The following is a 26,055-nucleotide window of genomic DNA, read 5'->3' on the forward strand; positions in this document are numbered from 1 at the left end:
TTCGCGCCTGGCATGTCCCCGTCGGTGGGCAGGGCGTCGGTGTCCAACGGCCGGCCTCCTCCGTACGAGCGGCAGGGGCACGAGAGCTCGCGCGCCGGAACGGCGCCGGGCAGGCCGCTTCGACCGTTACGCGGAGCGGCCTGGGCGACGGCGCCGGGTTCCCGCCGTGTGGCAGAGGGGAGGAGCCGGCTCGGGTGTCGCCGGGCTTCGAGGGCGTGCGCCGGTGTCGGTCCCGTCCCTCGCCCAGGGTCGGCCGGTCCCGCTCCGGACCGGACGGGCGCATGGGGGCCGCCTGTGCGGGCGAGGGTCTTCAGGCGGTGGTGCGGTTTCCTTGGCGGGCGGCGAGCGCAGCTTCGGCGGTGGGGTAGGCGGGCAGGAGGGTGTCCATCCCGGTGACGCTGAGCAGGCGGCTCAGCCGGTCGGGGACGGCCGACAGGGTCAGGGTGCCGTCGGCGTCCTTGGCGCAGCGCCAGATGCCGACGAGGGCTCCCAGCCCGGAGGAGTCGCAGAACGTGACGCCCGCCAGGTCGGCGACCAGGTGGGGGTGGCCGTCCGCGATCAGTTCCAGGGCGCGGGCACGCACGGCGGGCGCCGCGTTGATGTCGAATTCGCCGGACAGCGCGAGCACGGCCAGGGTGCCGTCGGTGTGCGGGACGTCGATGTGGAATGCGTCGGTCATGGGCGTCGGTTCTCCTGCCCGACGGAGGCGTCGGCGGGTGCGGTCGGGGCGGCGGCGCTGTGGGCGGTGGCGGTGGTGCCGACGGGAGCGGCATCCGCGGTGGGGACGGACAGGGCCAGCAGCGCCACGTCGTCGCGTTCGGTGTCGGGGAGAGTATCCAGGAGCGCGACGGTGTCGTCGATCAGGGTGCCGGCACTGACCGGCCCGGTTCGCTTGGCCAGGAAGTCCACCAGACCGCTGTCGGCGAGCATCTGGCCGTCGGCGGTGCGGGCCTCGGTCAGCCCGTCGGTGTAGAGCAGCAGTCCTTCGCCGGGTGCCAGGTGCAGGGTGCGTGAGGCGAAGACGGCTTCGGCGAACGCGCCGACCAGCATGCCGCCCTTGGCGCGGACCGCTTCGACCCGTACACCGCTGCCCTCGGCGGGCCTGAGGTGGTAGGCGGGCGGGTGGCCGCCGGTGGCCAGCGTGACCGTGAAACCGCCGTCCCGAGCCGGATCGAGCAGGCCGAAGACAGCGGTGCAGAAGCGGGTGCCGACCGCCGGGTCCAGCAGCAGCGCCGTGTTCAAGGCCTGCAGCGCGGCCATCGGGTCCGCGTCGACGAGGGCCGCGGCCCGCAGCGTGTAGCGGGTCAGCGAGGTGACCGAGGCGGCCTCGGCGCCCTTGCCGCACACGTCACCCAGGAAGAACGCCCACTGGCCCCCGCCGACGGGGAAGACGTCGTAGAAGTCGCCGCCCACTTCCTGCGGGGAGGCGGTCTTGTAGTGGCAGGCCAGCTCCAGCCCGGGTACGGCGGGCAGAGCGGGAGGCACCAGGGTGCGCTGCAGGGTGGAGGCGAACGCGGTGATGGCCGCCTTGTCCCGCTCCGCACGCCGGCGGGCTTCCTCCTCCGCCTGACGCTTCTCCTCTTCGACCTTGCGGCGCTCCTGTTCGGCGCGTACCGCGTTCAGCGCGGACAGCCGCAGCTCAAGCTGGTCCCGTACCACCGCGGCCAGGTCCGCGAGCGTGGCCGAATCCGCCTCGCTGATCTCACGCGGGCGGGTGTCCAGGACGTTGACCGTGCCCAGCCGGTACCCGTCGGCGGTGATGATCGGAGCGGCGGCGTAGAACCGCACCCCCATCGGGCCGGCGACCAGCGGGTTGGAACAGGCGACCGGATCGAGCAAGGTGTCGGGAATGACGGTGGTGTCATCGGTCAGGACCGCCGAGGCGCACAGGCCCGGGTCGCGGCCGATCTCGGTGACCCCTTCCAGCCCGTGCGCGGCCTTGAACCAGATCCGGTCCTCGTCCACGATCGTGACCGTCGCCACAGGGACCTCGAACAACCGCGCGGCCAGTGCCGCGACTCGGTCGTAGGCGCCGTCCGGCGGAGTGTCCAGAATGTCGTAACGGCGCACCGCCGCCATCCGTGCCGCCTCGACCGACGCGGCACGAGGTCGGCCCGGCGCTATCGCAGACGGGCTCGCTTGCTCCGGCATGGTCCTCGTCTCGCTCGTCCCCCCCGGGAAGGCACCGACCGGACAGCCAGCACACCAGAACTCTACCGAACGCCCCCGAGGTCACCCGATCCGATGACGATGGACGCCTCCCGCGAGAACAGCGCCTCCTGCGCCGACGCGGAATCCGCCGCGCCCTCCCGGCGAAGGCCGACCAGGCGCTCCTTCCGCAAAGCCGTCCTGCCGGCCAGTGTCGACCCTCTCCGGACCGCGTTCGAAGAGCGCTCGAAGCCGGACGACGGACCGGTCACCGCCCGCGAGCCCGCTGCGCAGGCACGCCGGTGGGAACCTGGAGAGCGGGTGCCGGGAGCGGCTTCCGGGCCGGTGGCGGACGGGATCATCAAGGGCTTCCTGGACGGCGATCCGGAACCCGGACCCAGACTTACGCACCGACGCGCGAATGCCGCAGGGCACGGGAGCGACAACCGCACCGTCAAAACGGTGCCCAAAGGGGTCGTCCCGCCACGCAACTACCGGGGTGAGACGAGGCGACTGCTCCCCGCCCCTGCGGGGGTCGTCCAGCGCGCCGAGAACATTGCGGACGAAGCGACAACGCGACCGTCGAGTCCCGAACACCGTCAGTGGCGTCTCAGGCAACGCCCCAACGGCACGTGGAAGCCCCGCGTCACGGACAACGTGGAGGACGACACGGGGAAGATCGACGCCTGGTCGCTGCAGTTCTGACGCCTGGCCATAAGCTCGTGAGTAACGAACCGCCCCGCCCCGGCCGTCGTGGTGCGCGGCCGGGGCGGAGCTGTCGCGTCCGGGTCGGATCACAGCCCGCCGGTGTATACGAGCAGGTTGGGCGTACCGGCCACGAACTGGGCGCGGCCCCCGAAGTCGGGGTGGGTGACGTCGATGCCGGTGTCGATGACGTAGGCGTGCACGCCCGCTCCGGTCGCGGTGTACGTGTAACTGGCGGAGAGCGGCAGATTGCGCTGGTCGACGCGGTCGATGCCCCAGGACGGCGGGTTGGTCTGGGTGGCGTCCTTGGCGTTGTCGACGTAGGAGTCCTGCTCGATGGCGACGACGGACTTCTGGCGCTGAAGGGTGCGTAGTTGCCCGGCGGTGAGGTCGGCGGCGAAGCCGTCGACGGCTGTGTCGTAGACGTAGCGCGGGCTGACGGAGAGGGTGCGGGCGAGTCCACGCGCGTCGGCGCCCGGGGTGAGCCGCACGATGTACGAGCCGGAGATCGGCCGCACGCCGTCGGCAGCCGGCGCGGCGGTGAGCGGCACGGCGGTGGGCGCGGTCTCGGCCGCGGTGGCGGCACCGGGGAGTCCGACGGCAGCCAGCGTTCCGGCGAGCGCGACGGCGGCGAGAGCCGCGGCGCGGGACGCCTTCCGGGATCTGAGGGTGATGGACCGACGGCGCATGTGTCTCCTGCCTCGACGGGTGGGGGATGGCGCCGGGTGAGCGCCGCGGTGGACATTACGTGTCCATGCCACATCAGGGAGAGTCGTGTTCCGGCCAGGTCCGGTGCCGCCTCTTTCTGGCCCCGGCGGCATGCTGGTGGGCCCGCCAGAGGGTGGAGTCCACTGACATGCGGACCGGATCGGCCGGTAGCAGCGGCTCGATCCGGCCCCCCATCCCATCAGTGATCGGATGCGGGGAAGGTACCCGGGCACGCGGAACGCGCCTCCCGCGGGACGTGCTGTGCGGGACACATGCGATGAGGCGCCGGCCGGCCAAGCTCGCTGCCGGCTGAAGAGGCGGCTGGCAGTGGTGAGCCTCGCCGGCCCCGTATGCCCGGGCACACAGTGTCGGTCGACCGAGGCGGCTTCAGGACCAGCCCCAGGGGCCTGGCAGTCCGGTCATCCCGACTGATGTCACGACATGGCTGGACCGTGACCTCGTTCCATCCGGGGACGGGGCGGTACGGATACCTCATTCACTGCGTGGTTGCAGGCCGGCGGCGTGCGGACGGTTTGGGCGATGGTAATGACGCGACAGGTGGAGTACCCGACGTCGCAACAGCTGCCAGGGCTTCGCCTGCGCGAAGGCGCGTACTCCCCATGCTCTGAACCGTGTGGGGCGAAGCGCGGTGAGCCGCGGCGAGTGGTCTCGCCGCGGCCCACGGTCTGCTCAGCGGTGGCTTCCCGCAAGTTCGTGCTGGGGGGTTGCCCGCTGGGAGGAAGGCAGGTGGGTCAGAACTGCAGGGACCAGCCGTTGATGTAGCCGGTGTCGTTGACCCAGTTGTCCGTCACGCGCAGCTTCCAGGTGCCGTTGGCCGGTTCGCTGGAGGCGTCGACGGTGTAGGTGGCCTGGACGTTGTCCGCGCCGTCGTTGGAGTTGTAGTCCTTGAGCAGGTAGGCCGTGCCGTCGGGGGCCACGAGCTGGACGCGCAGGTCCCCGCGGTACGTGTGACGGATGTCGACGCCGACGGAGAGGGTGGAGGGAGCGTTTCCGCTGACGCCGCTGACGGTGACGGGAGACTCCGTGGTGGCGTTGTCCTTGATGGTGTAGTCGTTGGTGTTCTCGAACCGCGGCCCGGCGGGAGGCGTGGTGGTGCCGGGGTTGGTGTTGAGCAGCTTGTTCGGGGATCCCGACTTGGCATCGCCGATGGTGACCGTGCTGGCCTGGGCGACCAGCGCGTCCCGTGTGTCCTTGGGCGTGGCGTTGGGGTTGGAGGCCAGGTACAGGGCTGCCGCACCGGCCACGTGAGGGGCGGCCATGGACGTACCGGTCATGGTGCGGGTGCCGGTGTCGCTTTGGTGGCTGGCGGAGACGATGCTGGTACCGGGTGCCCAGATGTCGAGGCAGGGCCCGTAGTTCGAGTTGGAGTAGCGCCTGTCCGTGCTGTCGGTGTTTCCAACGGTGATCGCTTCGGGAAGCTTCGCCGGGGAGGACTGGCAGGCGTCGATGTTCTGGTTGTTAGCTGACAGCGTCCAGACGACGCCTGAGGCGATGGACCGCTTGATCGCGCCCTCGACGACGGTGTCGGAGGAGCCGAACACCAGGCTGAAGTTGGCCACGGCGGGCTTGACGGCGTTCTGGGTGACCCAGTCGATGCCGTTGAGAGCCTGCTCGGTCGTGCTGCTGTCGTTGCAGTCCAGGATGCGGACCGAAACGAGCTTGACGCCCTTGGCCACTCCGTACGTCGAGCCGCCGACCGTGCCGGCCACGTGCGTTCCGTGGCCGTGCTGGAGGCAGTCGCTGGCGTCGGTGTCGTTGTCGACGAAGTCGTAGCCGCTCTTGGCCCGTCCGCCGAAGTCCTGGTGGCTCATGCGGATGCCGCTGTCGACGATGTAGGCGGTGACGTTGCCGGCGGTGCCGGCGTAGGTGTAGCTACGGTCGAGCGGCAGGGACTTCTGGTCTATTCGGTCCAGGCCCCACGGCGGATCCGTCTGGGTAGCGGCGGAGTGGCCGATCTGGACCGGCGCGACGTACTTCACCTTGGGGTCGGCGGACAGCGCGCGGGCCTCGTCCTCGCTCAGCTGGGCGGAGAAACCTCGCAGCGCGTGGTTGTAGACGCGGTGCGCCGTGCCGCCGTACGTCTTGGCGAGCTTGTTCGCCGAAGCGGTCGACACCGTGGTGTCGTTGTCGAGCAGCTGGACGATGTAGCGGCCCTTGACCTGCTGGCCTTCGGGGACACTCAGCAGTTTGCCGGGCTGGGGTGTGGGGCGGGAGTCGGCGGACGCCGTGGGCGCCAAGCTCGTCGCCGCGGCGGCGAGCGTCAGCACGGTGACGGCCACCGAGACCCTCTTGCGGGGGTTGGACATCATCCTGGTCTCCGATGGAGTGCGGGTCTCACGCCGGCCCCGGAATGGGCGAATCGGCGTGTTTCTCCGTGACCGGCAGGTGCGGTCGGCGGAGTACCCGAACTTTGATCGGCGTCAGATGCCCCCACAAGGCTCGGTCCCGACAGGCACGGATACGCAAAAAAAGATCTGACCGCGCAGGGAGGCGAGTTCCAAGAGCGATATGTCCTTCGCTGGTCCCCTGGTCTTGCGTGGGGAAGGGCACAGCACAGGCGCCAGCGGACGCGAGGTGTCATTCCAGGGGCGCGGCCAAGCGTGCGTCCTCGTTGGTGAGGGCTGTTGCGCCCGGGGTTTTCGTTTGGCTCCGTCATGATCCTGGGGCCAGGAAGCGTTCGAAGGAGTCTTTTGTCTGACATGCGCGACAGTGGCGCAGGACCGGGGTCGGTCCCCTATCTCGGCCTCGCCGGTCACGCCACGACCAGTGACACGCCCGACGACTTCTGGCCAAGATGTGCGCACGGTGGACGCCCTCACTGGAGGGTGCGGGGCGGGAAGTTCCGACGTACGTGTGGAGAGCAGTGGTCACGGTAAGGGAAGCCGCGTGGGAGCAACGGCTACGGCGCGCGCTGGTGCGCCAGGGAGCCAGACCGTTGCTCGTTTTCGCCGAAGGCGCCGCGGGGACGGGCAAAAGCCATCTGCTGCGCAGGCTTGCCAAGCTGCCGGAGGCCGCCGACGCGCCGAAGATCGTCTGGATGTGCGGGACTGGCAGCCCGCCGTCGGGCATACCGGACGACGGCCCCGTACTGCTGCTGGTCGACGACCTGCACCGGGCCAGTGCCGCTGAGTCGCACCGGCTGCGAGAGATGCTGGAGAACCCTAGGCCCGGGCTTGCCGCTGTCATGACGTATCGGCCCGAGGAATCGGTGGGGCCGGGGCTGCCGCTGGGGAGGACGCCGGTGCGCTATCCGGCGGAGTTGGCGGTGCTGAGACACCGCATCGACCCATGGAACGTGGAGCAGGTGGGTGAAGCCGTGGCGGAGGCCATCGGTGACCGGGGCACCCCGGAGGCGGTAGCCAGGCTGTTCCAACAGTCAGGCGGCGTGGCGCAGGTCGTCGTCGACGTTCTCACCGTCCTGCGGGACACCGGCGGTCGGTGCACGCAGACCGAGGTCGACAACGCGGGTGTGCCGGTGCGGCTGGCGGAATTGGTACTGAGCCGGATGGTGGCTCTTCCGGAGAAGCACCGGGCACTCGTGTGGGCGGCGGCGGTGCTTGACGAACCGGTACCGGGTCCAGAACTGCTCGCGGTCGCCGGCCTGTCGGAGAAGGGGAAAGAGGGACGTGCGGCCCTGACCGCCGCGCTCACCGGTGCCACGCTGACAACGGATGGTGAGGGCCGATACGTCCTGCCCGTTCCGTTGGCCGCTGTCGCAGTGCGGGATCACCTTCCCTGGTCGGAACAGCAAAAGCTGCACGCGAGGGCAGCACGGGTGATCGCCCGGCGCCAGCCGGTGGATTGGACGGTGCTGGCCCGGCACCGCAAAGAGGCCGGCCAGGTCCGGGGGTGGGCGCGGGCCGTCGAGCAGGCTGCTCGGGAGGCGAGTGAGGCCGGGCGGCACCAGGAGGTCATCACCCTGCTGGAACGGGCCCTCGCCTCGCCGGTCGTCCCACAGCGAGCACGGGGCCGTCTCGCACCGATGCTGGCCCGCAGCGCGGTGGTGGGCCTGCGGTCCGACCAGACGGTGGAGGTGTTGTCGCAACTGGTCGAGGACGACAGCCTGCCCGTCGCGGTACGCGGAGAGCTTCGCCTGGATCTGGGGCTGCTTCTTCACAACCAAGTGGGCCGGACCGATGCCGGCTGGCGTGCGCTGGAACGTGCGGCGGAGGAACTGAGGGACCACCGCGCGGACCTCGCCGCCCGGGCCATGGCGGCTCTGGCCATGCCTCAGTGGCCAGGGGGCTCAGTCGACCAGCACCTGAGCTGGCTACGCCGCGCGGAGGAAGCCGCCGCGGCCAGCGGCAGCGAGGCGGCACGCGTGGCTGTCGCCGGGAACCGGGCCAGTCTGGCGCTGTGCTGCGGCGACCCGAACGCCTGGCAGGCGCTGGAGCAGTTGCCGACGGACAGCTCCGACCAGCGTGTGATCCAGCACGCGGCGAGGGGGCTGTGCAACGCCGCAGATTCCGCCGTATGGCTCGGCCACTACGACCGGGCCGCCGAGCTGCTGGCGGCAGGGCTCGAACAGTCGGCGCGCAGCGGCGCCCAGTACGCCGCCCACATGGGGCTGGGCACACGGTTGTTGCTGGAGTGGAACACCGGGCGCTGGTCAGGTCTGGTGGCCCGGTGCGAGTCGTTTATCACCGAAACCCCTGACATGCCGGTCATCAGTGCCGACGCCCGTGTGGTGCTGGGGTTGCATGCTCTGGCACAGGGCGCCTGGGGGCGCGCGGACGAGTGGTTCACAGCAGGTGCCGCGGCATTGAGCGAAGGCACGGCGGCCCCGCTGGCAGCCGCGGTGTCCGGCGGACTGATCCGCCTCGCCCTGGCACGCCAGGACATGAACACGGCCCTCGCGGAGTCGGAGCGGGCATGGGAACGGCTCACGGCCAAGGGCGTGTGGGCGTGGGCGGCCGACTTGGCTCCCTGGGCGGTGGAGGCGACGGCCCGCGCGGGCGAGGTCGCCAAGGCCGAGGCCATGACGGCGGCCTACACCGCCGGCATCGAAGGCCGCGACTGTCCCGTGGCATCGGCTGCACTCCACTGGACCCGAGCGGTACTCGAAGAGTCGAAAGGCAGCTGGAAGGCGGCCGTGCTTCACTACCGCCGGGCCGCGGCCGCTTTCGGCCACATACGTCGGCCGTACAGCCAGACGATGACGACCGAGGCCGCCGCCCGCTGTGAGCTGGCCACCGGAAGCACGGCCGTCAGGACGCAAGGGCTGTCCGAACTGACCACCTGCGCACAGACGTACACGGAGCTCGGCGCCGCTTGGGACGCCGCCCGTGTCCGGGCCGAACTACGGACCCACCAGCCTGCCGACGAGCGACGGCCCCGGGGCCGTCCGTCCTACAGGGACCAGCTCTCTCCGCGTGAACAGGAGGTCGCCGAACTGGCAGCGACAGGCCTCACCAACCGGGAGATCGCCGGCACCCTGCACCTGTCGCCCCGAACAGTCGAACAGCACATCGCACGCGCCATGCGGAAGCTCGGCGCACCCTCCCGTACCGCTCTGATCGGGCCTACCACGTCGGCTTTTCGAGCCAGGGATGTCTGACGGGCCGGGGCGTGCTTGTGGTGAGCACGCGACAACTCAAGCTGAGACTCGGTTCAGACGGTGTTGCGGCCGAAGGCGAAGCCGGCGACAGCCAGGTCAACCAGCGGTGGAGGTAGGCGCGGGGTGTCACCCACCAGACGACTGAGAGCAGTCGGACCCGGCGGCGCGGAGGCCGGCCTGTGGTTCGAGTACGAGCGTTACGCCGCTGACCCCGCCCGCCGCCCGCCGTGCCCGCGATCATGAACGGCAGCCGGGGCAGCGACACCGGCTCCATCAACGCGTGGTCGGTGCGAGGTTCCGCTCGATCGCCTCGATCTCCTCCAGCGTCGGCAGCTGGATCCTCTTCTTCGCCCTGCGCTTCGACGGACCGAGCTGCCCCTGCCCCTGGACCACCGTCAAAGCAGGGCACAAACTGCCATATCTGACACCCCGCTGTGGAGGCCGTCACCGCCAACCGGAATCACCTCGACCGCCCTCGGAAGGCCTCTGCCGAGCTCGGCATGGTGCCCGCCCGCACCCCCGCTCCCCGAACTATGGTGTCCCACCACATACGCGCCTGACCTGCGCCTTCCTACGGTGTGGCGACACGAACCCGTTCCCGTCACCCGCTCGGAAGTGGTGCACATGGCCGCCGCAACACACGCTCCCACGCCTCCCGGACCCCTCAAGCGCATCGTCGCCGCGAGTCTGATTGGTACCACTATCGAGTGGTACGACTTCTTTTTGTATGGTTCGGCCGCCGCGCTGGTGTTCAACAAGCTGTTCTTTCCCGAGTCCGATCCTCTGGTCGGGACGCTGCTGTCGTTTCTGACCTATGCCGTCGGGTTCGCCGCGCGGCCGCTCGGGGCGCTGGTGTTCGGGCATTACGGGGACCGGCTCGGGCGCAAGAAGCTGCTGGTACTGAGTCTGCTGATGATGGGCGGGGCCACCTTCGCCATCGGGCTGCTGCCGACCCACGCCACCGTCGGGTCCGCCGCCCCGCTGCTGCTGACCGCGTTGCGGCTGGTGCAGGGATTCGCGCTCGGCGGGGAGTGGGGCGGGGCCGTGCTGCTCGTGTCGGAGCACGGGGACGCCGAGCGGCGCGGGTTCTGGGCCTCGTGGCCGCAGACCGGGGCGCCGGCCGGGCAGTTGCTCGCCACCGGGGTGCTGTCCGCCCTGACCGCGCTGCTGTCCGAGGACGCGTTCGTCTCATGGGGCTGGCGGATCCCGTTCCTGCTCTCCGGCGTCCTGGTGATCGTCGGCCTGTGGATCCGGCTCTCCGTCGACGAGTCGCCCGTCTTCAAGGCCGCGCTCGCCGCCGCCGAGGAACGCAAGGCCGCCGCCGCGGGCCGGGTCGAGAAGATGCCCCTCGTGGCCGTCCTCCGGCACCACTGGCGTGACGTGCTCGTCGCCATGGGCGCCCGTATGGCCGAGAACATCTCGTACTACGTCATCACCGCGTTCATCCTCGTCTACGCGACCACCCAGGTCGGCCTCACCAAGCAGAACGCGCTCAACGCCGTTCTCATCGGCTCGGCCGTCCACTTCGCCGTCATCCCGCTCTGGGGCGCGCTCTCCGACCGGCTCGGGCGCCGGCCCGTCTATCTGATCGGGGCCGTCGGCGTCGGACTGTGGATGTTCCCCTTCTTCGCCCTCATCGACCGGGGAACCTTCGGCAGCCTGCTGCTCGCCGTCACCGTCGGCCTCGTCCTGCACGGCGCCATGTACGCGCCCCAGGCCGCCTTCTTCTCCGAGATGTTCGCGACCCGGATGCGCTACTCCGGGGCCTCCATCGGCGCGCAGTTCTCCTCCGTCGCCGCCGGCGCCCCCGCCCCCCTGATTGCCACCGCGCTGCTCGACGACTACGGCACCTCGACCCCCATCGCCCTGTACGTGATCGCCGCCGCGCTGCTCACCGTCGTCGCCGTCGCCTGCGCCCGCGAGACCCGCAACCGCGACCTCGCCGACCTCGACGACGCCGGCCGGGAGGCGCCCGCCGCCCCGGTGCGCGCCGACGCCTGACCGGCGGCGCCGACCCGTACACCCGTACACGCCGAAGGGCCCCTCTCTCCTCCGAGAGGGGCCCTTCGGCGTTCCGTCATCGCTCGCAGGTGACCTTGTCCCGCGGCGTGTAGTGCGTGTCGAAGGTCTCGCGCTTCACCTCGGTGCCACCGATCTTGAAGACCCGGTCGACCTTGATGTCGAAGCCCTCCAGCGGCTCCTGCGCCTCGCACTTCTCGCCGGTGCCCTTGCGCTCCGCCGGCGGCGTGATCTTCGTGCGCGGGCCGGCGACCGCCTCGACCGAGTCGTACCTCTTCGTGCCGAGGAAGCTCACCGTCACCGACGAGTCCGTCGAACTCGCCTTGATGTAGATCGCCTTGCCCGAGTCGTTGCGGAACCTCAGATCCAGCGTGCCCCAGGCCACCGTCGCCTCCCGGCCGGCCGGGTAGCGCTCGATGTAGAAGGAGTGGGCCCCGTGCTCGACGGGCTTGACCCCGGCGAAGAACAGCGCGTTGTACACGGTCGTGGCGACCGCCGACACACCGCCGCCCGGCGCCTTCTGGTACTGCCCGTCCATGATCATCGTGCCGTCGACGAAGCCGTTGGCCTCGGTGCGCTCGCCCACCGTGCGGTTGAAGCTCCACACCTCGCCCGGCCGGACCAGCGAGCCGTTGATCAGCTCGACCGCCCGGCCGATGTTGGTCGTACGGTACGGCGCGGCCGGGAAGTTCACGGTGAACGTGGACATCTCCTCGGTGATCCCGAGCGGGGCCAGGTTCTTCGCCGTCAGCTCCGGCTCGGTCACCGTGGTGGCGACCGGGCCGGTACGGGCCGCGTCGCCCACCTTGGTGAGCAGCGGCGTCACCGCGCGGCCGAGGGCGTCGGCCGACACCTCGCGGCCCGCCCGGCCGTCCCGCTCCACCACGACCCTGCCGTCCCGCACGCCGAGGCTCGCCTCGACGGGACCGCCGGTGAACGTGTGCAGCGGACGTGCCACGTCGGGGTCGCGCAGCAGCCCGGGGGAGTCGAGCGACGGGGTGAGCCGGCCGCCCTCGGTCGTCACCTTCAGGTGGTCGGCGAGGGTGACCGCCGGGATCGTCAGCCGGTTGCCGGCCGCGGTCAGCGTGACCGGGCCCGACAGGGCGGGCGTCGCGAACTCCTTCACGAAGCGGTCGACCTCCGCCTGCCCCACCTTCGGCTTGGTGACCGCGACGGGCAGGGGCACCGGCTTCGAGCCGCCGGAGCCCGCCCCGACCCCGGTGCCGGTCCCCAGGCCGCTGCCGATCGCGGCGGCGGTTCCGGCGCCGGGATACGCGGCGCGCAGGGCGTCCACGGCCCGGTCGACGTCCAGTTTCCGGCCGTCCCGCGCCGGGGTGACCACCGTCTTGCCCTTCTTGAAGGCCACGGCGCCCTCGCGGACGGTCCGGTCGTGCTTCTCGGCGACTTCGGTGACCGCCTCCCGCGCCTTGGTGGCGTCGAAGGAGACGACGGGATCGATGTCCCTGCTGCCGGAGGAGAAGAGCCGGCCGATGACGGTGACCGGATCGCGGGAGGGGTCGGCCGCCCGCTCCGCGGTGGCCGCCACGTCGACCGTGAGCCCCGCCTCGGCGGGGTCGAGGGCCGTGATGGTGTCACCGACCGTGACCCGCATCGGGTCCTTCCAGGCGGCGGGGGCCGCGGAGGTCAGGCGGGCGGCGGCCTCCGAGCGGCTCAGGCCGCCGATGTCGACACCGCCCACCCGGGTTCCCTCGGAGATGTCGTCTCCGGTGGCGACGAGGCCCGCCACGTACAGTCCGCCGGCGACGGCCGCGACCACACCGGTCGCGATCGCCGCCTTGCGTATGTGGCCGCGGCGCCCGTGCGGGCCCGCGGCGGCGTGGTCGGTCGTGGAGCGGCGCACACACCCTCCCGGTGCGGTATGGAGTCAGGGGTATCCCTCGACGGTACGCCGAATGGGGGTAAAAGATCTATATGATCCGATTTGCTGGGTGGTGACTCTCCTCTCACCCCGCCGAACGGCGCTCCGAAAACGGCGCTCTAAAGTGGACCGGTGCATCCGACCCCCTCCGGCACGCCCGGCCCCCAGTCCGTCGAGCGGGCCCTCGCCATCCTCGACGCCGTCGCGGACGCCGACCGGCCCGTCGCGGCGAAGGCGCTGGCCCGGACGCTCGGCTGCGCCCTGTCGACCGTGTACCACCTCACCGGGCCGCTGGTCGCCCGCGGACACCTCGTCCGCACCTCCGAGGGGTACGCGCCCGGGCCGCGCGTCCCCGCGCTCCACCGCTCCTACCAGCGCCACCACGGCCTCGACGGCGGTGTCGCCGAGCTCCTCGGCCGGCTGCGCCGCGCGTCGGGCGCCGACGCCTACTTCACCGCCTACCAGGGCGGCCGGATCACGGTCGTCGACACCACCGCGCCCCTCACCGACACCGCCCACCCCTTCGCGCCCGGACCCGAGGCCCGCGCTCACGCGACCGCACACGGCAAGGCGCTCCTCGCCCACCTGCCCCGGTCGCTGCGCCGCCGGTACCTGGACGAGCACGGCATGGCTCGCTTCACCGAGCGCACCATCACCAGCCCCGAGCGCTTCGAGGCGGAGCTGGCCCGGGTGCGCGACCGGGGCTTCGCCGTCTCCGTGGGCGAGGCGGACCCCGCGTACACCTGTGTGGCGACGGTCCTGCCGGGGCCCGGGCGGGCCGACGGTGCCCTGCACGCGCTGTCCGTGTCGCTGCCCACCGCCGACTTCCGGCGCCGGCACGGCGAGGTGCGCGCCGCCCTGGCCCGGGCCGTGCCGCTGTTCACGGCCGGCGACACCGCGCCGGGCGCCCCGGGGACGGCAGGCTGACCGACACCTCCGCCACGCGGGCTGACCGGCACCTCCGCCACGCGGGCTGACCGGCAGCTCCGCCGTCGGCCGGCTGGCCCATACGCCCGCCGTCGGCCGGCTGCTCCGTGCGCACGCTGCCGGTCGGCTGCCCCGTAAGCCCGCCGTCGGCCGGCCGACGGCGTACCCCGGCCCGTACCCCAGTCCCCCGCCCCGTTTCCGGCCCTGCCGGAATCGCCGCCCGGGTCGCTGGACCGGTCCCCGCGCGGCGGAGCAGCGTAGACGCATGATCTTCATCGCCGTACGTTTCACCGTCCGTCCCGAGCACGCCGACACCTGGCTCGACCGGGTCGCCGACTTCACCCGTGCCACGCGCGAGGAGCCCGGCAACCTCTTCTTCGACTGGTCCCGCAGCGTCGAGGACCCGAACCGGTACGTCCTCCTGGAGGCCTTCGCCGACGCCGAGGCCGGCGCCGCCCATGTGGCGTCCGAGCACTTCAGGGCGGGTCTGGAGGCCATGGGCGCCGCCATCGCCGCGACCCCCGAGATCATCAACGTCGAGGTGCCGCAGCAGGGCTGGGGCGCCATGGCCGAGCTCGCCCGCTGAATCGCCCCACCCGCCTGGACCGGCCGGACCTGCCTACCCCGACCGGCCGGACCCGCCTACTCCGCCTACCCCGACCGGCGGCCCGGCCGGCCCCGACCTGCCCACCGGCCGAGTCCGGTCGGCCCCCACCGGGCCCCTCACCAGGCCCCCCGCCAGCCCCCGACCAAGCCCCCACCGCGGCGGGCGCCGTGAGATGCACGGCCCCGTCGCACCCGGGAGACTGAACGTATCCGGGGTCACACGGGCCCACACGGCAAGGGGGCGGTGGATGTGCCGCTGCGACGGGTGTCCTGGCCACTGCGCCGATGGACCGTCCTGTACGTGCTGTTCGTGGCCACCGTCACCGTCGCCTATCTGCTGGTGCCGTCCCGGCACACCGTCCTGTGGGCGCTGATCGGCCTCAGCGGCGTCGCCGTCATCCTCACCGGCGTCCACCTCCACCGGCCCGCCCGCCGCTGGCCCTGGCTGGTGCTCGCCGCCGCCAACTTCACTTTCGTCGCCGGTGACACCGCGTACAACACGCTGGAGACGTTCTTCCGCCAGCCCCGGCCGTTCCCCTCCGTCGCCGATGCCTTCTACCTCGCCACGTATCCGCTGTTCGCGCTCGGCCTGTCCGGCTTCATCCGCCACCGCGCCGTCGGCCGGAACCTGGCCGTGACACTCGACGCGCTGATCCTCACCACCGGGCTCGCGCTGCTGTCCTGGGTCCACCTGATCACCCCGCTCGCCACGTCCCCCGACATGACCTGGGTCGAGCGCACCATCTCCCTCGCCTATCCGCTCGGCGACGTGCTGATGCTGGCCATGCTCGCCCGCCTCCTCGTCCCCGGCGGACTGCGGTCCCGCGCCGTGCAGCTCCTCGCCCTCGGCACCTGCGGCATCCTCTTCTCCGACGTCGTCTACGGCGTGAAGCAGCTGGACGGCACCTGGCAGGTCGGCACCCCGTGGGACCTGGGCTGGGTGGTCTTCTTCACCGCCTGGGGCCTCGCCGCCCTGCACCCCTCGATGACCGGGCTCACCGAGCCCACGCCCGAACCGGTCTCCGGGAGCGCCGAACGCCGGCTGTTCCTGCTCGCCCTCGCCTCCCTCATCGCCCCCGCCCTGCTGCTGTTCCAGTCGCTGCGCCAGGAACCCGGCCGGGACATCGGCGTCATCTCCATCTTCTCCGCCCTGATGTTCCTGCTGGTCCTGGTCCGCCTGTGGGGCATGATGGCCGAGCACCGCAGGGCCGAGGCCCACGAGCGCAGCCTGCGGGTGGCCGCCGCGTCCCTGGTGGCGGCGCTCAGCCCGCGCGAGGTCGCCGCCGCCGTCGAGACGGCCACCGCCACCCTCTTCGGCCGCGGCGTCCCGCACCACGCGATGCTGCTCGCCCGCGACCGCCACGGCCGGCTGTCCGCCGTGCCCACCGGGCTGCGGCCCTGGCGCGTCCAGGTCGCCGAGCTCACCGCACCCCACGGTCCGCCCTGGCCGGAACTCCTCTCCGGGGGCAGCCGGCTGCTGCCCGTCGAACGGCTCGACCCGGCCCTCGCGCGCGCCCTCACACCCCACACCCACGCCCTGATCTGCCCGCTCGCCCTCCAGGCCCCGGCCGGCGGCGAGCCGCTGCTCGGCGCCCTGCTGCTCGCCGGGACCGAGAAGAAGCTCTCCGAGATCGCGGACCCCGCCCAGTCCCTCGCCTCCCAGGCCGCGCTCGCCCTGGAACGCTTCGGACTGAGCGAAGAGGTCAACCGCCGCACCAGCGAGGCCTACTTCCGCACCCTGGTCCACAACGCCTCGGACGTCATCCTGATCGTGGACGACGACGACACCGTCCGCTACGCCAGCCCGTCCGCCGAGAAACTGTTCGGGCACCCCCTGCTGCCCGGCACCCCGCTCAGCGAACTCCTCGCCCCCGACGACGCCGTGAGCGCCCTGCGGCTCCTCGCCGACGTCCGCGCCCGGGGCGTCACGGAGGGCCGCGACGACTGGAAGCTGATGCACGGCGGCGCCGCCGACCTGGAGGTGGAGGTCCGGTGCAGCAACCTGCGCGACGAGCGGACCGTTCACGGGCTCGTCCTCACCCTCCGGGACGTCACCGAACAGCGCAAACTGGAGCGTGAGCTCACTCACCGCGCCTTCCACGACTCGCTCACCGGCCTGCCCAACCGGGTGCTGCTCCTGGAGCGCATCGAACGCGCCCTGCTCCGCGGCCGCCGCGAATCCACCCTGACCTGCATGCTCTTCGTCGACCTCGACGACTTCAAGGTCGTCAACGACACCATGGGCCACTCCGTCGGCGACGAACTCCTCATCGCCGTCGCCCGCCGGCTGACCTCCGTGCTCCGCCTCACCGACACCGCCGCCCGCCTCGGCGGCGACGAGTTCGCCGTGCTCATCGAGGGCGCCCGGGAACCCGGTGACGCCGAGGCACTCGCCGCCGAGATCATCCACACCCTCGGCCAGCCGTTCCACCTCACCGACGGCGCCGTCTCCGTCTCCACCAGCGTCGGCATCGCCACCGTCCTCGACAGCGCCCACGCCGAGGAACTGCTCGCCCACGCCGACCTCGCCCTGTACGCCGCCAAGGCCGCCGGCAAGAAGCGCTGGCGGCGCTTCCGGCCCGAGCTGCACTCGCGGCTCGTCGCCCGCCACGAGCTCCAGGCCGGCATGGACACCGCCATCGCCGACCAGGCCTTCGCTCTGCGCTACCAGCCCATCGTCCGGGTCGACGACGCCGCCCTGGCCGGCTTCGAGGCCCTCATCCGATGGCCGCACGCCCGCCGCGGCATGGTCCCGCCCGAGCAGTTCATCACCCTCGCCGAGGAGAGCGGCCACATCATGCCGCTCGGCGCCTGGGTGCTCGAACACGCGGCCCGCGACATCGCCCGCTGGCAGCGCTCCCACCCCCGTACACCGCCCCTGTACGCCAACGTCAACGTCTCCGCCCGCCAGTTCCGCGACCCCGGACTGCCCGACGTGGTCCGGCAGACCCTCGACTCCTCCGGACTCGCCCCCGACTCCCTCTGCCTGGAGATGACCGAGTCCGTCCTCATGCGCCGCGACGAACAGGTGGGCACCACCATGCGGGCCCTGAAGGACCTCGGGGTGTCCATCGCCATCGACGACTTCGGCACCGGCTTCTCCTCGCTCAGCTATCTGCGCGAGTTCCCCATCGACGTCCTCAAGGTCGACAAGTCCTTCATCGACGACATCACCACCGACCGGCAGCAGGTCGCCCTCGTCGAGGGCATCGTCCGCATCGCCGAGGTGCTCGGCCTCCGCGTCGTCGCCGAGGGCATCGAGAACGAGGACCAGCGCGCCCTGCTCGCCGACATGGGCTGCCACTACGGACAGGGCTACCTCTTCGCCCGGCCCATGACCGCGCACCAGGCGGAGAGCTTCGTCCACCGCGCACCCGAACGCACCCACCGCGGCGCCCAGGCCGCCCGGGGCGGGGCCGCAACGGGCGCCGATCCCGACCGCCCCACCACGCCCGCGCCCGGTACGGGCCGGCTCGACGTCCGCTGGCGCGACCTGGAACGGCTCAAGAACAACAGCGCCATGTGCGACGCCGTCATCGACGAGGTCCACGGCCGCAGACTCCGCGTCGGCGACCACTGGCTGGCCGACTTCGCCTCCTGCAACTACCTCGGCTTCGACCTCGACCCCGAGATCATGGCCGCCATCGAACCCATGGTGCGCACCTGGGGCACCCACCCCAGCTGGTCCCGGCTCATCGGCAGCCCCCGCCTCTACTCCCGGATCGAGGAGCGGCTCACCGGACTCCTCGAGGCCCCCGACACCCTCCTGCTGCCGACCATCACCCTCATCCACCAGTCGGTCATCCCGCTGCTCGCCGCCGACGGCGAGGTCTACGTCGAGGCCCAGGCGCACCGCACCATGTACGACGGCTGTCTCGTCGCCCGCGGCCGGGGCGCCCGGCTGCACCGCTTCCGCGGCGACCAGCCGTGGGAGCTGGAGACCCTGCTCCGCGAGGCACCGGTCGGCGCCACCCGGCTCGTCTGCATGGACGGCGTCAACAGCATGACGGGCAACTACCCCGACCTGCCCGCCCTCGCCCGCGTCTGCCGCGCCCACGACGCCCTGCTGTACGTGGACGACGCCCACGGCTTCGGCGTCATCGGCGAACGCCGGCCCGAGGAGACCAGCCCGTACGGTGCGCGTGGCAACGGCATCGTGCGCCACCTCGGGGAGAGCTACGACGGCATCGTCCTCGTCGGCGGCTTCTCCAAGGCGTACTCCTCGCTGCTGGCCTTCCTCGCCCTGCCGAGCCGCCTCAAGGAACACCTCAAGGTGGCCGCCGCGCCCTACCTCTACTCCGGCCCCTCGCCGACCGCCTCCCTCGCCACCGCCCTCGCCGGGCTCGACGTCAACGAGGCGCGCGGCGATGCCATCCGGGCCGACCTCCACCGCAAGACCGCCCGCGTCCTCGACCACGTACGCGGCCTGGGCATCGCCACACCCAACACCGACGGCCTGCCGATCATCGAGATCCCGCTCGGCGACGCCGCCGACCTGGAGGCGGTCGCCGCCTTCCTGTGGGACCGGGGCATCTACGTGACCCTCGCGGGCTACCCCCTCGTCCCGCGCAACCGGGTGGGGTTCCGCATCCAGATCACCGCCGCCAACACCGACGAGGAGATCGACGCGCTCAACGCCGCCCTCACCGACCTCGCCGCCCGCTTCGCGCTCCAGCGCCGCACCCCGCGCCGCTCGGGCGCGGTCGCGGCCGGCCGCCGCCGGCAGGCGTGAGCACCATGACCCGGCAGGCCGCCCCGCGCCCCCGGGAGGCGTGATGGATACGCGCCGGCAGGCCGCCCCGCGCCGCCGGGAGGTGTGATGGCCACGCGCCGGCAGGCCGCCCCGCGCCGCAACCGCGACGCGGACTGGGACGCCTGGCCCGTCGGCCGGTACCTGGCCGAGAACTACCGGCAGATGCACCCCTGCGACCGGGGGGTGATCCACCACCACTCCGCCTTCTACCGGCAGTTCGCCCCCGGAGCGCTGACCCGCACCCTCGAATTGGGCGCGGGCCCCAACCTCTACCCGCTGATGCTCGCCGCCGGCGCCAGCCGCCGCATCGACGCCCTGGAACCGAGCGCCGCCAACCTCGCCTATCTGCGCCGCCAGCTGACGTACGGCCCCGAGGACAGCTGGGAGCCGTTCTACGCGCTGTGCCGCGCCCTCGACCCCGCGCTCCCCGCGACCCTGACCGAGGCCCTCGGCCGCGTGCGCGTGGTGCGCGGCGACGCCGGCGACCTCGCCGACGGCCGCTACGACACCGCGTCCATGAACTTCGTCGCCGAGAGCGTCACCGAGGACTTCGAGGAGTTCACCGCCCTGTGCACGGCGTTCGCGCGCTCGGTACGGCCCGGGGGCCGGCTCGTCGCCTCCTTCATGGAGCGGATGCCGAGCTACCGCATCGGCGCCGGGCCGGTCTGGCCCGCCTGCCCCGTCGACGCGTCCGCGCTGCGCGCCGTGTTCGCGCCCCACACCGTCTCCCTGCGGGTCACCCGCCTGGCCAAGGACCACACGCTGCCCGAGTACGGCGACACCGGCGTGCTGCTCCTGACCGCCGAACGGCCCGGCCCCTGAGCCGCCTCCGCTCCCGCCGTCCCGCCCTCGTCACCCGCGGCCCGCCCCTGGCCGTACGAAACTCTCCGGAAGAAAATACGGGGCGTCTTCAGGAAGAAAACGCGGCGGGGAGCTCTTCCGGAAGAAAACGCGGCGGAGCGTGGATTTCCCCACCGTCCCTGCGCGCCGTCGGCGACCGGACTAGAATCCGTTCATGGCAGGGCGAATCGAGGACTACGCCCTCATCGGTGACCTGGAGACGGCCGCCCTCGTCGGACGGAACGGCTCGGTCGACTGGTGGTGCGTGCCGCGCTTCGACTCGCCGGCCTGTTTCGCTGCGCTCCTCGGCGGCCGCGAACACGGCCACTGGAGCCTCGCCCCGGCCGGCAACCGGCCCTGCAGCCGCCGCGGTTACCACGGCGACACCCTCGTCCTGGAAACCGTCTGGGAGTCCCTCGACGGCACCGTGAAGATCACCGACTTCATGCCGCCGCGCCGCCGCGGCCCGCTGATCATCCGCATCGTCGAGGGGATCGCCGGCCGCGTCGACATGCGGGGCGAGCTCACCCTCCGCTTCGACCACGGCCGTGTCGTGCCCCTGACCCACGCCCCGGACCGGCGCACGGTGGTCTGTCTCGCCGGACCCGACGCGACCCTGCTGCACTGCGGTCCCGGCGCCGGCGACCCGACGGTCACCCGCGCGGGCACCGCCTTCGCCTTCCCCGTCACCGCGGGCCAGCGCGTCACCTTCGCCCTCGGCTGGCACCCCTCGCACACCCCGGCGCCCGCGCCGCCCGACGTGACCGCCGACCTCGACCGCACCCTCGCCTTCTGGAACGACTGGTCGGCCGGCCTCCACTACCAGGGGCCCGCCCGCGACGCCGTCCTGCGCTCCCTCGTCACCCTCAAGGCCCTCACCTACCAGCCGACCGGCGGGGTCGTCGCCGCCGCCACCGCCTCCCTGCCCGAGTGCATCGGCGGCCGCCGCAACTGGGACTACCGCTTCTGCTGGCTGCGCGACTCCACCTTCACGCTCTCCTCGCTGCTGCGCAGCGGATACCGGCGCGAAGCCCTCGCCTGGAAGGAGTGGCTGGTCCGCGCCGTCGCCGGCGACCCGGCCGACCTCCAGCCGTTGTACGGGGTCGAGGGACAGCGCCGGGTGCCGGAGACCGACGCCGACTGGCTTCCCGGCTACGAGAACTCCCGCCCCGTCAGATTCGGCAACGCCGCCTCCGGCCAGTTCCAGCTCGACATCTACGGCGAGGTCGTCAACACCATCTACTGCGCCGTCCGCGCCGGAGTAGCCCTCGACGCCCAGGTGTGGAGCCTGATGGCCGCGCTCCTCCACTACGTCGAAGGGCACTGGCGGGAACCCGACGAGGGCATCTGGGAGGTACGCGGCCCCCGGCGCCACTTCGTCCACTCCAAGGTCATGGCCTGGGTCGCCGCCGACCGCGCCCTGCGTCTCGCCCGCGTCGCCGGACTGCGCGGCTCGGTCCGCCGCTGGCAGGCCCTGCGCGCCGAGCTGCACGAGGAGGTCTGCCGGCGGGGCTGGAGCGAGGAGCGGCAGTCCTTCACGCAGTACTACGGCAGCCGCCGCGTCGACGCCACCGCCCTGCTCGTCCCGCGCCTCGGCTTCCTGCCGCCGCACGACCCCCGCGTCCTCGGCACCGTCCGCGCCATGGCCGGACTCCAGGACCGCGGATTCGTGCGCCGCTACGACGAGGTCACCAACGGCGAGGTGCACGAGGTCGACGGCCTCGCCGGCGCCGAGGGCGCCTTCCTGGCCTGCACCTTCTGGTACGCCGACGCCCTGGCCCTGACCGGCCGCCCGGCCGAGGCCCGTACCGTCTTCGAACGCGTCCTGGACGTCCGCAACGACGTCGGACTGCTCGCCGAGGAGTGGGACCCGGCCACGGGCCGCCAGCTCGGCAACACGCCCCAGGCCCTGAGCCACGTCGCCCTCGTCAACACCGCCTTCACCCTGGACGGCACCCGCAGGCGCGCCCGCACCCCGGACGGCCGCGCGGCCGTCGCCCTGGCCGGGAGCGCGCCACCGCCCCGCCGCTGACCCGCGTCGTTCGGGTGCCTCCAGCGGGCGGCCGGGTCCGCCCCGGGGTCGAATCGAGGCATGGCACCCTTCGACAGGCCCCGTACCGGCGGCTCCTCGCGGAGCGTCGCCGCCCGTGGCACATGGTGGTACGCCACCGTGGCCGCCGAGGCCCCGGGATCCTTCACCGCCCGGGTCCGCATACGGATGCGGCGCACCAGCCTCGCCGCCGTCCTCCTGTTCACCGTCGCCTACGCCGGACTCGTGCTCACCGCCACCGGCCGGCGCTGGGGCGACGCCGTCGTCGCCGGACGGCTCACCGATCCGGCCGTCGCCCGCGTCCTGCGCGAGCATCCCTCCCTCCAGGGCCTCGCCACCCTCTCCCTCGCCCTCGCGGTCCTGCTCCTGGCCGCCGTCGGCGTCCTGCGCGGGCGGTACGGGCGCACCGGCGCCGCCCTCGGCACCCTGGCCGCCACCCTGGCCCTCGCCGAACTGCTCCAGCGGTACGCGCCCGGCCCCCACCTCCTCGACGCCTCGGGCACCGCCGTCGACAGCGGCTTCCCCAGCAGCCCCACCGTGATCGCCGCGGGCACCGCCCTCGGCCTCGTCCTCGTCGTCCCGCACCGGCTGCGCAGCGCCACCGTCGGCCTCGCCGCCCTGTGGGCCACCGCCCTCGGCGCGTACGGCATCGCCTCCGGCCGCCACCGCCCCGGCGACGTCATCGCCGCCGACCTGCTCGTGCTCGCCGCCTTCGCCGCGCTGCTGGCCCTGCTCGCCCGCAAGGGGAAGGTCCGGCCCGCCTCCCGCGGCGCCCTGCCCCGGCAGCGGCTCCTCGTCACCCTCCCGCTCGCCGCCCTCGCGCTCGGCGGGCTCGCCGCGGGCGGCTACCTGCTCGGCGACTGCCTGCCTCCCGGCACCGGGCCGCTGCCCCTCGACCTGCCCCGCACCGCCCACCGCTGCGGCCAGGCGCTCGCCGCCGGCACCGGCGCCGGTGTCGCCCTGGTCCTGCTCGCCCTGTTCCGCCGCGTCGACCTCGACCCGCGTCCGGCCCCGTACCGCCCGACGCCGACGACTCCCGAGGAGAGCCTTCCCGGGGAGACCTTGCCCGAGGATCCCTTTCCCGAGGACCCCTTTCCCGAGAAGCGCGATCACGAGATATCTTGATGTCGAGCAATCTTGCAGACGCAGACGCAGACGTGGAGCGGAGCACACCCGGTGACTGACTCGACCATCATCTACACGCACACTGACGAGGCGCCCGCCCTGGCGACGTACTCGTTCCTGCCCGTGATCCAGGCCTACGCCTCGACCGCCGGGATCAACGTCGAGACGCGTGACATCTCCCTGGCCGGGCGCATCATCGCCAGCTTCCCCGAGCGTCTCGAAGAGGGCCAGCGCATCGCCGACGCCCTCGCCGAGCTGGGCGAGCTGGCCAAGACGCCCCAGGCCAACATCATCAAGCTGCCGAACATCTCGGCCTCGATCCCGCAGCTGAAGGCCGCCATCGCCGAGCTGCAGGCCCAGGGCTACGCCCTCCCGGACTACCCGGACGACCCGCGCACCGACGAGGAGCGCGACATCCGCGCCCGCTACGACAAGGTCAAGGGCTCCGCCGTCAACCCGGTCCTGCGCGAGGGCAACTCCGACCGCCGCGCCCCCGCCTCGGTCAAGAACTACGCCAAGGCCCACCCGCACCGCATGGGCGCCTGGACCCCCGAGTCCAAGACCAACGTCGCCACCATGGGCCAGAACGACTTCCGCTCCACCGAGAAGTCCGCCGTCATGGCCGAGGACGGCTCCCTGCGCATCGAGCACGTCGCCGCCGACGGCACCACCACCGTGCTCCGCGACTCCGTCCCGGTCCTCGCCGGCGAGGTCGTCGACGCCTCCGTCATGCGCGCCGCCGCCCTGCGCACCTTCCTCTCCGAGCAGGTCGCCCGCGCCAAGGCCGAGGGCGTCCTGTTCTCCGTGCACCTCAAGGCCACGATGATGAAGGTCTCCGACCCGATCATCTTCGGCCACGTCGTGCGCGCCTTCTTCCCGCAGACCTTCGCCAAGTACGGCGAGGTCCTCGCCGCCGCCGGCCTGTCCCCGAACGACGGCCTCGGCGCCGTCCTCAAGGGCCTGGAGTCCATCCCGCACGGCCTCGGCGAGGAGATCAAGGCCTCCTTCGACGCCGAGCTGGCCGAGGGCCCGGCCCTCGCCATGGTCGACTCCGACAAGGGCATCACCAACCTGCACGTGCCGTCCGACGTCATCGTCGACGCCTCCATGCCGGCCATGATCCGCACCTCCGGCCACATGTGGGGCCCCGACGGCCAGGAGCACGACACCCTCGCCGTCCTGCCGGACAGCTCCTACTCCGGCGTCTACCAGGCCGTCATCGACGACTGCCGCGCCCACGGCGCCTTCGACCCGTCGACCATGGGCTCCGTCCCGAACGTCGGCCTCATGGCGCAGAAGGCCGAGGAGTACGGCTCCCACGACAAGACCTTCGAGATCGCCGCGGCCGGCACCGTCCGCCTCGTCGACGCCGCCGGCAACGTGGTCATCGAGCAGGAGGTCGCCGAGGGCGACATCTTCCGCGCGTGCCAGACCAAGGACCTGCCCATCCAGGACTGGGTCAAGCTCGCCGTCACCCGCGCCCGCGCCACCGGCGCCCCGGCCGTCTTCTGGCTGGACGAGACCCGCGCCCACGACGCCCAGCTGATCGCCAAGGTCAACGAGTACCTCCCGCAGCACGACACCGAGGGCCTGGAGATCAAGATCCTGTCCCCGGTCGAGGCGACCAAGTTCTCCCTGGAGCGCATCCGCCGCGGCGAGGACACCATCTCGGTCACCGGCAACGTCCTGCGCGACTACCTGACCGACCTCTTCCCGATCCTGGAGCTGGGCACCAGCGCCAAGATGCTCTCCGTCGTCCCGCTGATGGCGGGTGGCGGCCTCTTCGAGACCGGCGCCGGCGGCTCCGCCCCGAAGCACGTCCAGCAGCTCGTCAAGGAGAACTACCTCCGCTGGGACAGCCTCGGCGAGTTCTTCGCCCTGGCCGCCTCCTTCGAGCACCTGGCCACCACCACCGGCAACGCCCGCGCCCAGGTCCTCGCCGACACGCTCGACCGCGCCACCGGCACGTTCCTCAACGAGGACAAGTCGCCGACCCGCCGCCTCGGCGGCATCGACAACCGCGGCAGCCACTTCTACCTGGCCCTCTACTGGGCCCAGGAGCTGGCGAAGCAGACCGACGACGCGGAGCTGGCCAAGGCCTTCGCCCCGCTCGCCGAGAAGCTGACCGCCGACGAGCAGAAGATCGTCGACGAGCTGATCGCCGTCCAGGGCTCCCCGGCCGACATCGGTGGCTACTACCAGCCCGACCCGGCCAAGGCCGCGGCCGTGATGCGCCCGTCCGCCACCTTCAACGAGGCCGTCGCGTCCCTCGCCTGATCGAGGCAAGAGGCCCCTTACGGGGCCCCCGCACCGCCCCGGCCGGACACGCGTCCGGCCGGGGCGGACGCGTCGGTGGCGCATCCGCCGTCCGGGTGTGAGTCTGGATGGATGAGCTGGGCATCATGGACGACCGCCGGTGTGTACACCGGGCGTGGCGGAGTGCTGACCCAAGAGGCCGGTGTCGTCACGGGCGATCTGACCGTGCACACCACCTATGCCGACGGCGAGGCACGCGTGGCCGTGCAGTACAGCGGCGCTTCCGACTGGTTCACCATGTCGGGAAGTCCTGTTCCCTGCGGATCGGAGGAGGAGAGCCGCGACCTGCACGACGCCGTCGTCGAGGCCGTGCGCGCGGGGGGCGCGGCCACCGTGCCGATCGTGCCGCACCTCTCCGGCTAGACGCCGGACGCACGCGACGACGGAACGTGTGCCGTCCC

The 26,055-nt window shown here is 72.2% G+C and carries 16 protein-coding genes; 11 read left to right on the forward strand and 5 right to left on the reverse strand.

All coding sequences use genetic code 11. The annotated features are described in order from the left end of the window. Positions 1 to 310: 310 nt before the first annotated feature. A complete protein-coding gene (locus ABTZ91_RS04625; RefSeq protein ID WP_352075649.1) occupies positions 311 to 679 on the reverse strand; it encodes an STAS domain-containing protein in 369 nt (122 codons plus the stop codon). Continuing rightward, entirely contained in the window at positions 676 to 2,079 is a 1,404-nt protein-coding gene (locus tag ABTZ91_RS04630; RefSeq protein WP_352075650.1) for a GAF domain-containing SpoIIE family protein phosphatase, read from the reverse strand. Before ABTZ91_RS04630 ends, ABTZ91_RS04625 begins: the two co-directional genes overlap by 4 nt. Before the next feature lie 165 nt (positions 2,080 to 2,244). Between ABTZ91_RS04630 and ABTZ91_RS04635 the strand changes: the two genes are divergently transcribed. Then, positions 2,245 to 2,853 carry a proprotein convertase P-domain-containing protein gene (locus ABTZ91_RS04635; protein WP_352075651.1) on the forward strand — a complete coding sequence of 203 codons (609 nt, stop codon included), beginning with the start codon at positions 2,245 to 2,247 and terminating at the stop codon, positions 2,851 to 2,853. 89 nt (positions 2,854 to 2,942) lie between these two features. Here the strand turns inward: ABTZ91_RS04635 and ABTZ91_RS04640 are convergent, their stop codons facing one another. Both ABTZ91_RS04640 and ABTZ91_RS04645 read right to left on the reverse strand, forming a co-directional pair. After that, positions 2,943 to 3,542, reverse strand: a complete 600-nt coding sequence (locus ABTZ91_RS04640; RefSeq protein ID WP_352075652.1) for a protease inhibitor I9 family protein — start codon at positions 3,540 to 3,542, stop codon at positions 2,943 to 2,945. Positions 3,543 to 4,313: 771 nt separating this feature from the next. Continuing rightward, on the reverse strand, positions 4,314 to 5,888 hold the full coding sequence (locus ABTZ91_RS04645) for a S8 family peptidase (RefSeq protein WP_352075688.1): 1,575 nt from the start codon (positions 5,886 to 5,888) through the stop codon (positions 4,314 to 4,316). 629 nt (positions 5,889 to 6,517) lie between these two features. Between ABTZ91_RS04645 and ABTZ91_RS04650 the strand changes: the two genes are divergently transcribed. Beyond that, complete coding sequence (locus tag ABTZ91_RS04650) at positions 6,518 to 9,139, forward strand: LuxR C-terminal-related transcriptional regulator (protein WP_352075653.1); 2,622 nt, start codon at positions 6,518 to 6,520, stop codon at positions 9,137 to 9,139. A gap of 624 nt (positions 9,140 to 9,763) precedes the next feature. After that, positions 9,764 to 11,140, forward strand: a complete 1,377-nt coding sequence (locus ABTZ91_RS04655; protein WP_352075654.1) for an MFS transporter — start codon at positions 9,764 to 9,766, stop codon at positions 11,138 to 11,140. Between the two features lie 76 nt (positions 11,141 to 11,216). Here the strand turns inward: ABTZ91_RS04655 and ABTZ91_RS04660 are convergent, their stop codons facing one another. Beyond that, positions 11,217 to 13,019, reverse strand: coding sequence for a VanW family protein (locus tag ABTZ91_RS04660; protein ID WP_352075655.1), 1,803 nt, complete (start codon positions 13,017 to 13,019; stop codon positions 11,217 to 11,219). Between the two features lie 150 nt (positions 13,020 to 13,169). Between ABTZ91_RS04660 and ABTZ91_RS04665 the strand changes: the two genes are divergently transcribed. The 8 genes from ABTZ91_RS04665 to ABTZ91_RS04700 all read left to right on the forward strand — a co-directional run bounded on the left by ABTZ91_RS04665 (position 13,170) and on the right by ABTZ91_RS04700 (position 26,017). Beyond that, positions 13,170 to 13,964 (forward strand): IclR family transcriptional regulator C-terminal domain-containing protein, encoded by a 795-nt coding sequence (locus ABTZ91_RS04665; protein ID WP_352075656.1) that lies wholly within the window; start codon positions 13,170 to 13,172, stop codon positions 13,962 to 13,964. A gap of 265 nt (positions 13,965 to 14,229) precedes the next feature. Then, entirely contained in the window at positions 14,230 to 14,550 is a 321-nt protein-coding gene (locus ABTZ91_RS04670) for a putative quinol monooxygenase (protein ID WP_352075657.1), read from the forward strand. 1,359 nt (positions 14,551 to 15,909) lie between these two features. Next, the gene (locus ABTZ91_RS04675; protein ID WP_407077893.1) at positions 15,910 to 19,302 is read left to right on the forward strand and encodes an aminotransferase class I/II-fold pyridoxal phosphate-dependent enzyme; all 3,393 of its coding nucleotides are present in this window, start codon (positions 15,910 to 15,912) and stop codon (positions 19,300 to 19,302) included. An 87-nt stretch (positions 19,303 to 19,389) separates the two neighbouring features. Beyond that, complete coding sequence (locus tag ABTZ91_RS04680) at positions 19,390 to 20,145, forward strand: class I SAM-dependent methyltransferase (RefSeq protein ID WP_352075659.1); 756 nt, start codon at positions 19,390 to 19,392, stop codon at positions 20,143 to 20,145. 193 nt (positions 20,146 to 20,338) lie between these two features. Continuing rightward, positions 20,339 to 22,195, forward strand: a complete 1,857-nt coding sequence (locus tag ABTZ91_RS04685; RefSeq protein WP_352075660.1) for a glycoside hydrolase family 15 protein — start codon at positions 20,339 to 20,341, stop codon at positions 22,193 to 22,195. 60 nt (positions 22,196 to 22,255) lie between these two features. After that, the gene (locus ABTZ91_RS04690) at positions 22,256 to 23,338 is read left to right on the forward strand and encodes a phosphatase PAP2 family protein (RefSeq protein ID WP_352075661.1); all 1,083 of its coding nucleotides are present in this window, start codon (positions 22,256 to 22,258) and stop codon (positions 23,336 to 23,338) included. A 51-nt stretch (positions 23,339 to 23,389) separates the two neighbouring features. Then, entirely contained in the window at positions 23,390 to 25,615 is a 2,226-nt protein-coding gene (locus ABTZ91_RS04695; protein ID WP_352075662.1) for an NADP-dependent isocitrate dehydrogenase, read from the forward strand. 111 nt (positions 25,616 to 25,726) lie between these two features. Next, positions 25,727 to 26,017 (forward strand): hypothetical protein, encoded by a 291-nt coding sequence (locus tag ABTZ91_RS04700; RefSeq protein WP_352075663.1) that lies wholly within the window; start codon positions 25,727 to 25,729, stop codon positions 26,015 to 26,017. Positions 26,018 to 26,055 lie beyond the last annotated feature (38 nt).

The organism is Streptomyces sp. NPDC126499 (assembly GCF_040302485.1).
In the GTDB taxonomy this organism is placed as follows: domain Bacteria; phylum Actinomycetota; class Actinomycetes; order Streptomycetales; family Streptomycetaceae; genus Streptomyces.

Bases quoted from the DNA above. Each gene is read 5' to 3' on its own strand.
- ABTZ91_RS04625 (WP_352075649.1), bottom strand. From the start codon at position 679: ATGACCGACGCATTCCACATCGACGTCCCGCACACCGACGGCACCCTG.
- ABTZ91_RS04630 (WP_352075650.1), bottom strand. From the start codon at position 2,079: ATGGCGGCGGTGCGCCGTTACGACATTCTGGACACTCCGCCGGACGGC.
- ABTZ91_RS04635 (WP_352075651.1), top strand. From the start codon at position 2,245: ATGACGATGGACGCCTCCCGCGAGAACAGCGCCTCCTGCGCCGACGCG.
- ABTZ91_RS04640 (WP_352075652.1), bottom strand. From the start codon at position 3,542: ATGCGCCGTCGGTCCATCACCCTCAGATCCCGGAAGGCGTCCCGCGCC.
- ABTZ91_RS04645 (WP_352075688.1), bottom strand. From the start codon at position 5,888: ATGTCCAACCCCCGCAAGAGGGTCTCGGTGGCCGTCACCGTGCTGACG.
- ABTZ91_RS04655 (WP_352075654.1), top strand. From the start codon at position 9,764: ATGGCCGCCGCAACACACGCTCCCACGCCTCCCGGACCCCTCAAGCGC.
- ABTZ91_RS04670 (WP_352075657.1), top strand. From the start codon at position 14,230: ATGATCTTCATCGCCGTACGTTTCACCGTCCGTCCCGAGCACGCCGAC.
- ABTZ91_RS04675 (WP_407077893.1), top strand. From the start codon at position 15,910: ATGCTGCTCGCCCGCGACCGCCACGGCCGGCTGTCCGCCGTGCCCACC.
- ABTZ91_RS04680 (WP_352075659.1), top strand. From the start codon at position 19,390: ATGGCCACGCGCCGGCAGGCCGCCCCGCGCCGCAACCGCGACGCGGAC.
- ABTZ91_RS04685 (WP_352075660.1), top strand. From the start codon at position 20,339: ATGGCAGGGCGAATCGAGGACTACGCCCTCATCGGTGACCTGGAGACG.
- ABTZ91_RS04690 (WP_352075661.1), top strand. From the start codon at position 22,256: ATGGCACCCTTCGACAGGCCCCGTACCGGCGGCTCCTCGCGGAGCGTC.
- ABTZ91_RS04700 (WP_352075663.1), top strand. From the start codon at position 25,727: ATGAGCTGGGCATCATGGACGACCGCCGGTGTGTACACCGGGCGTGGC.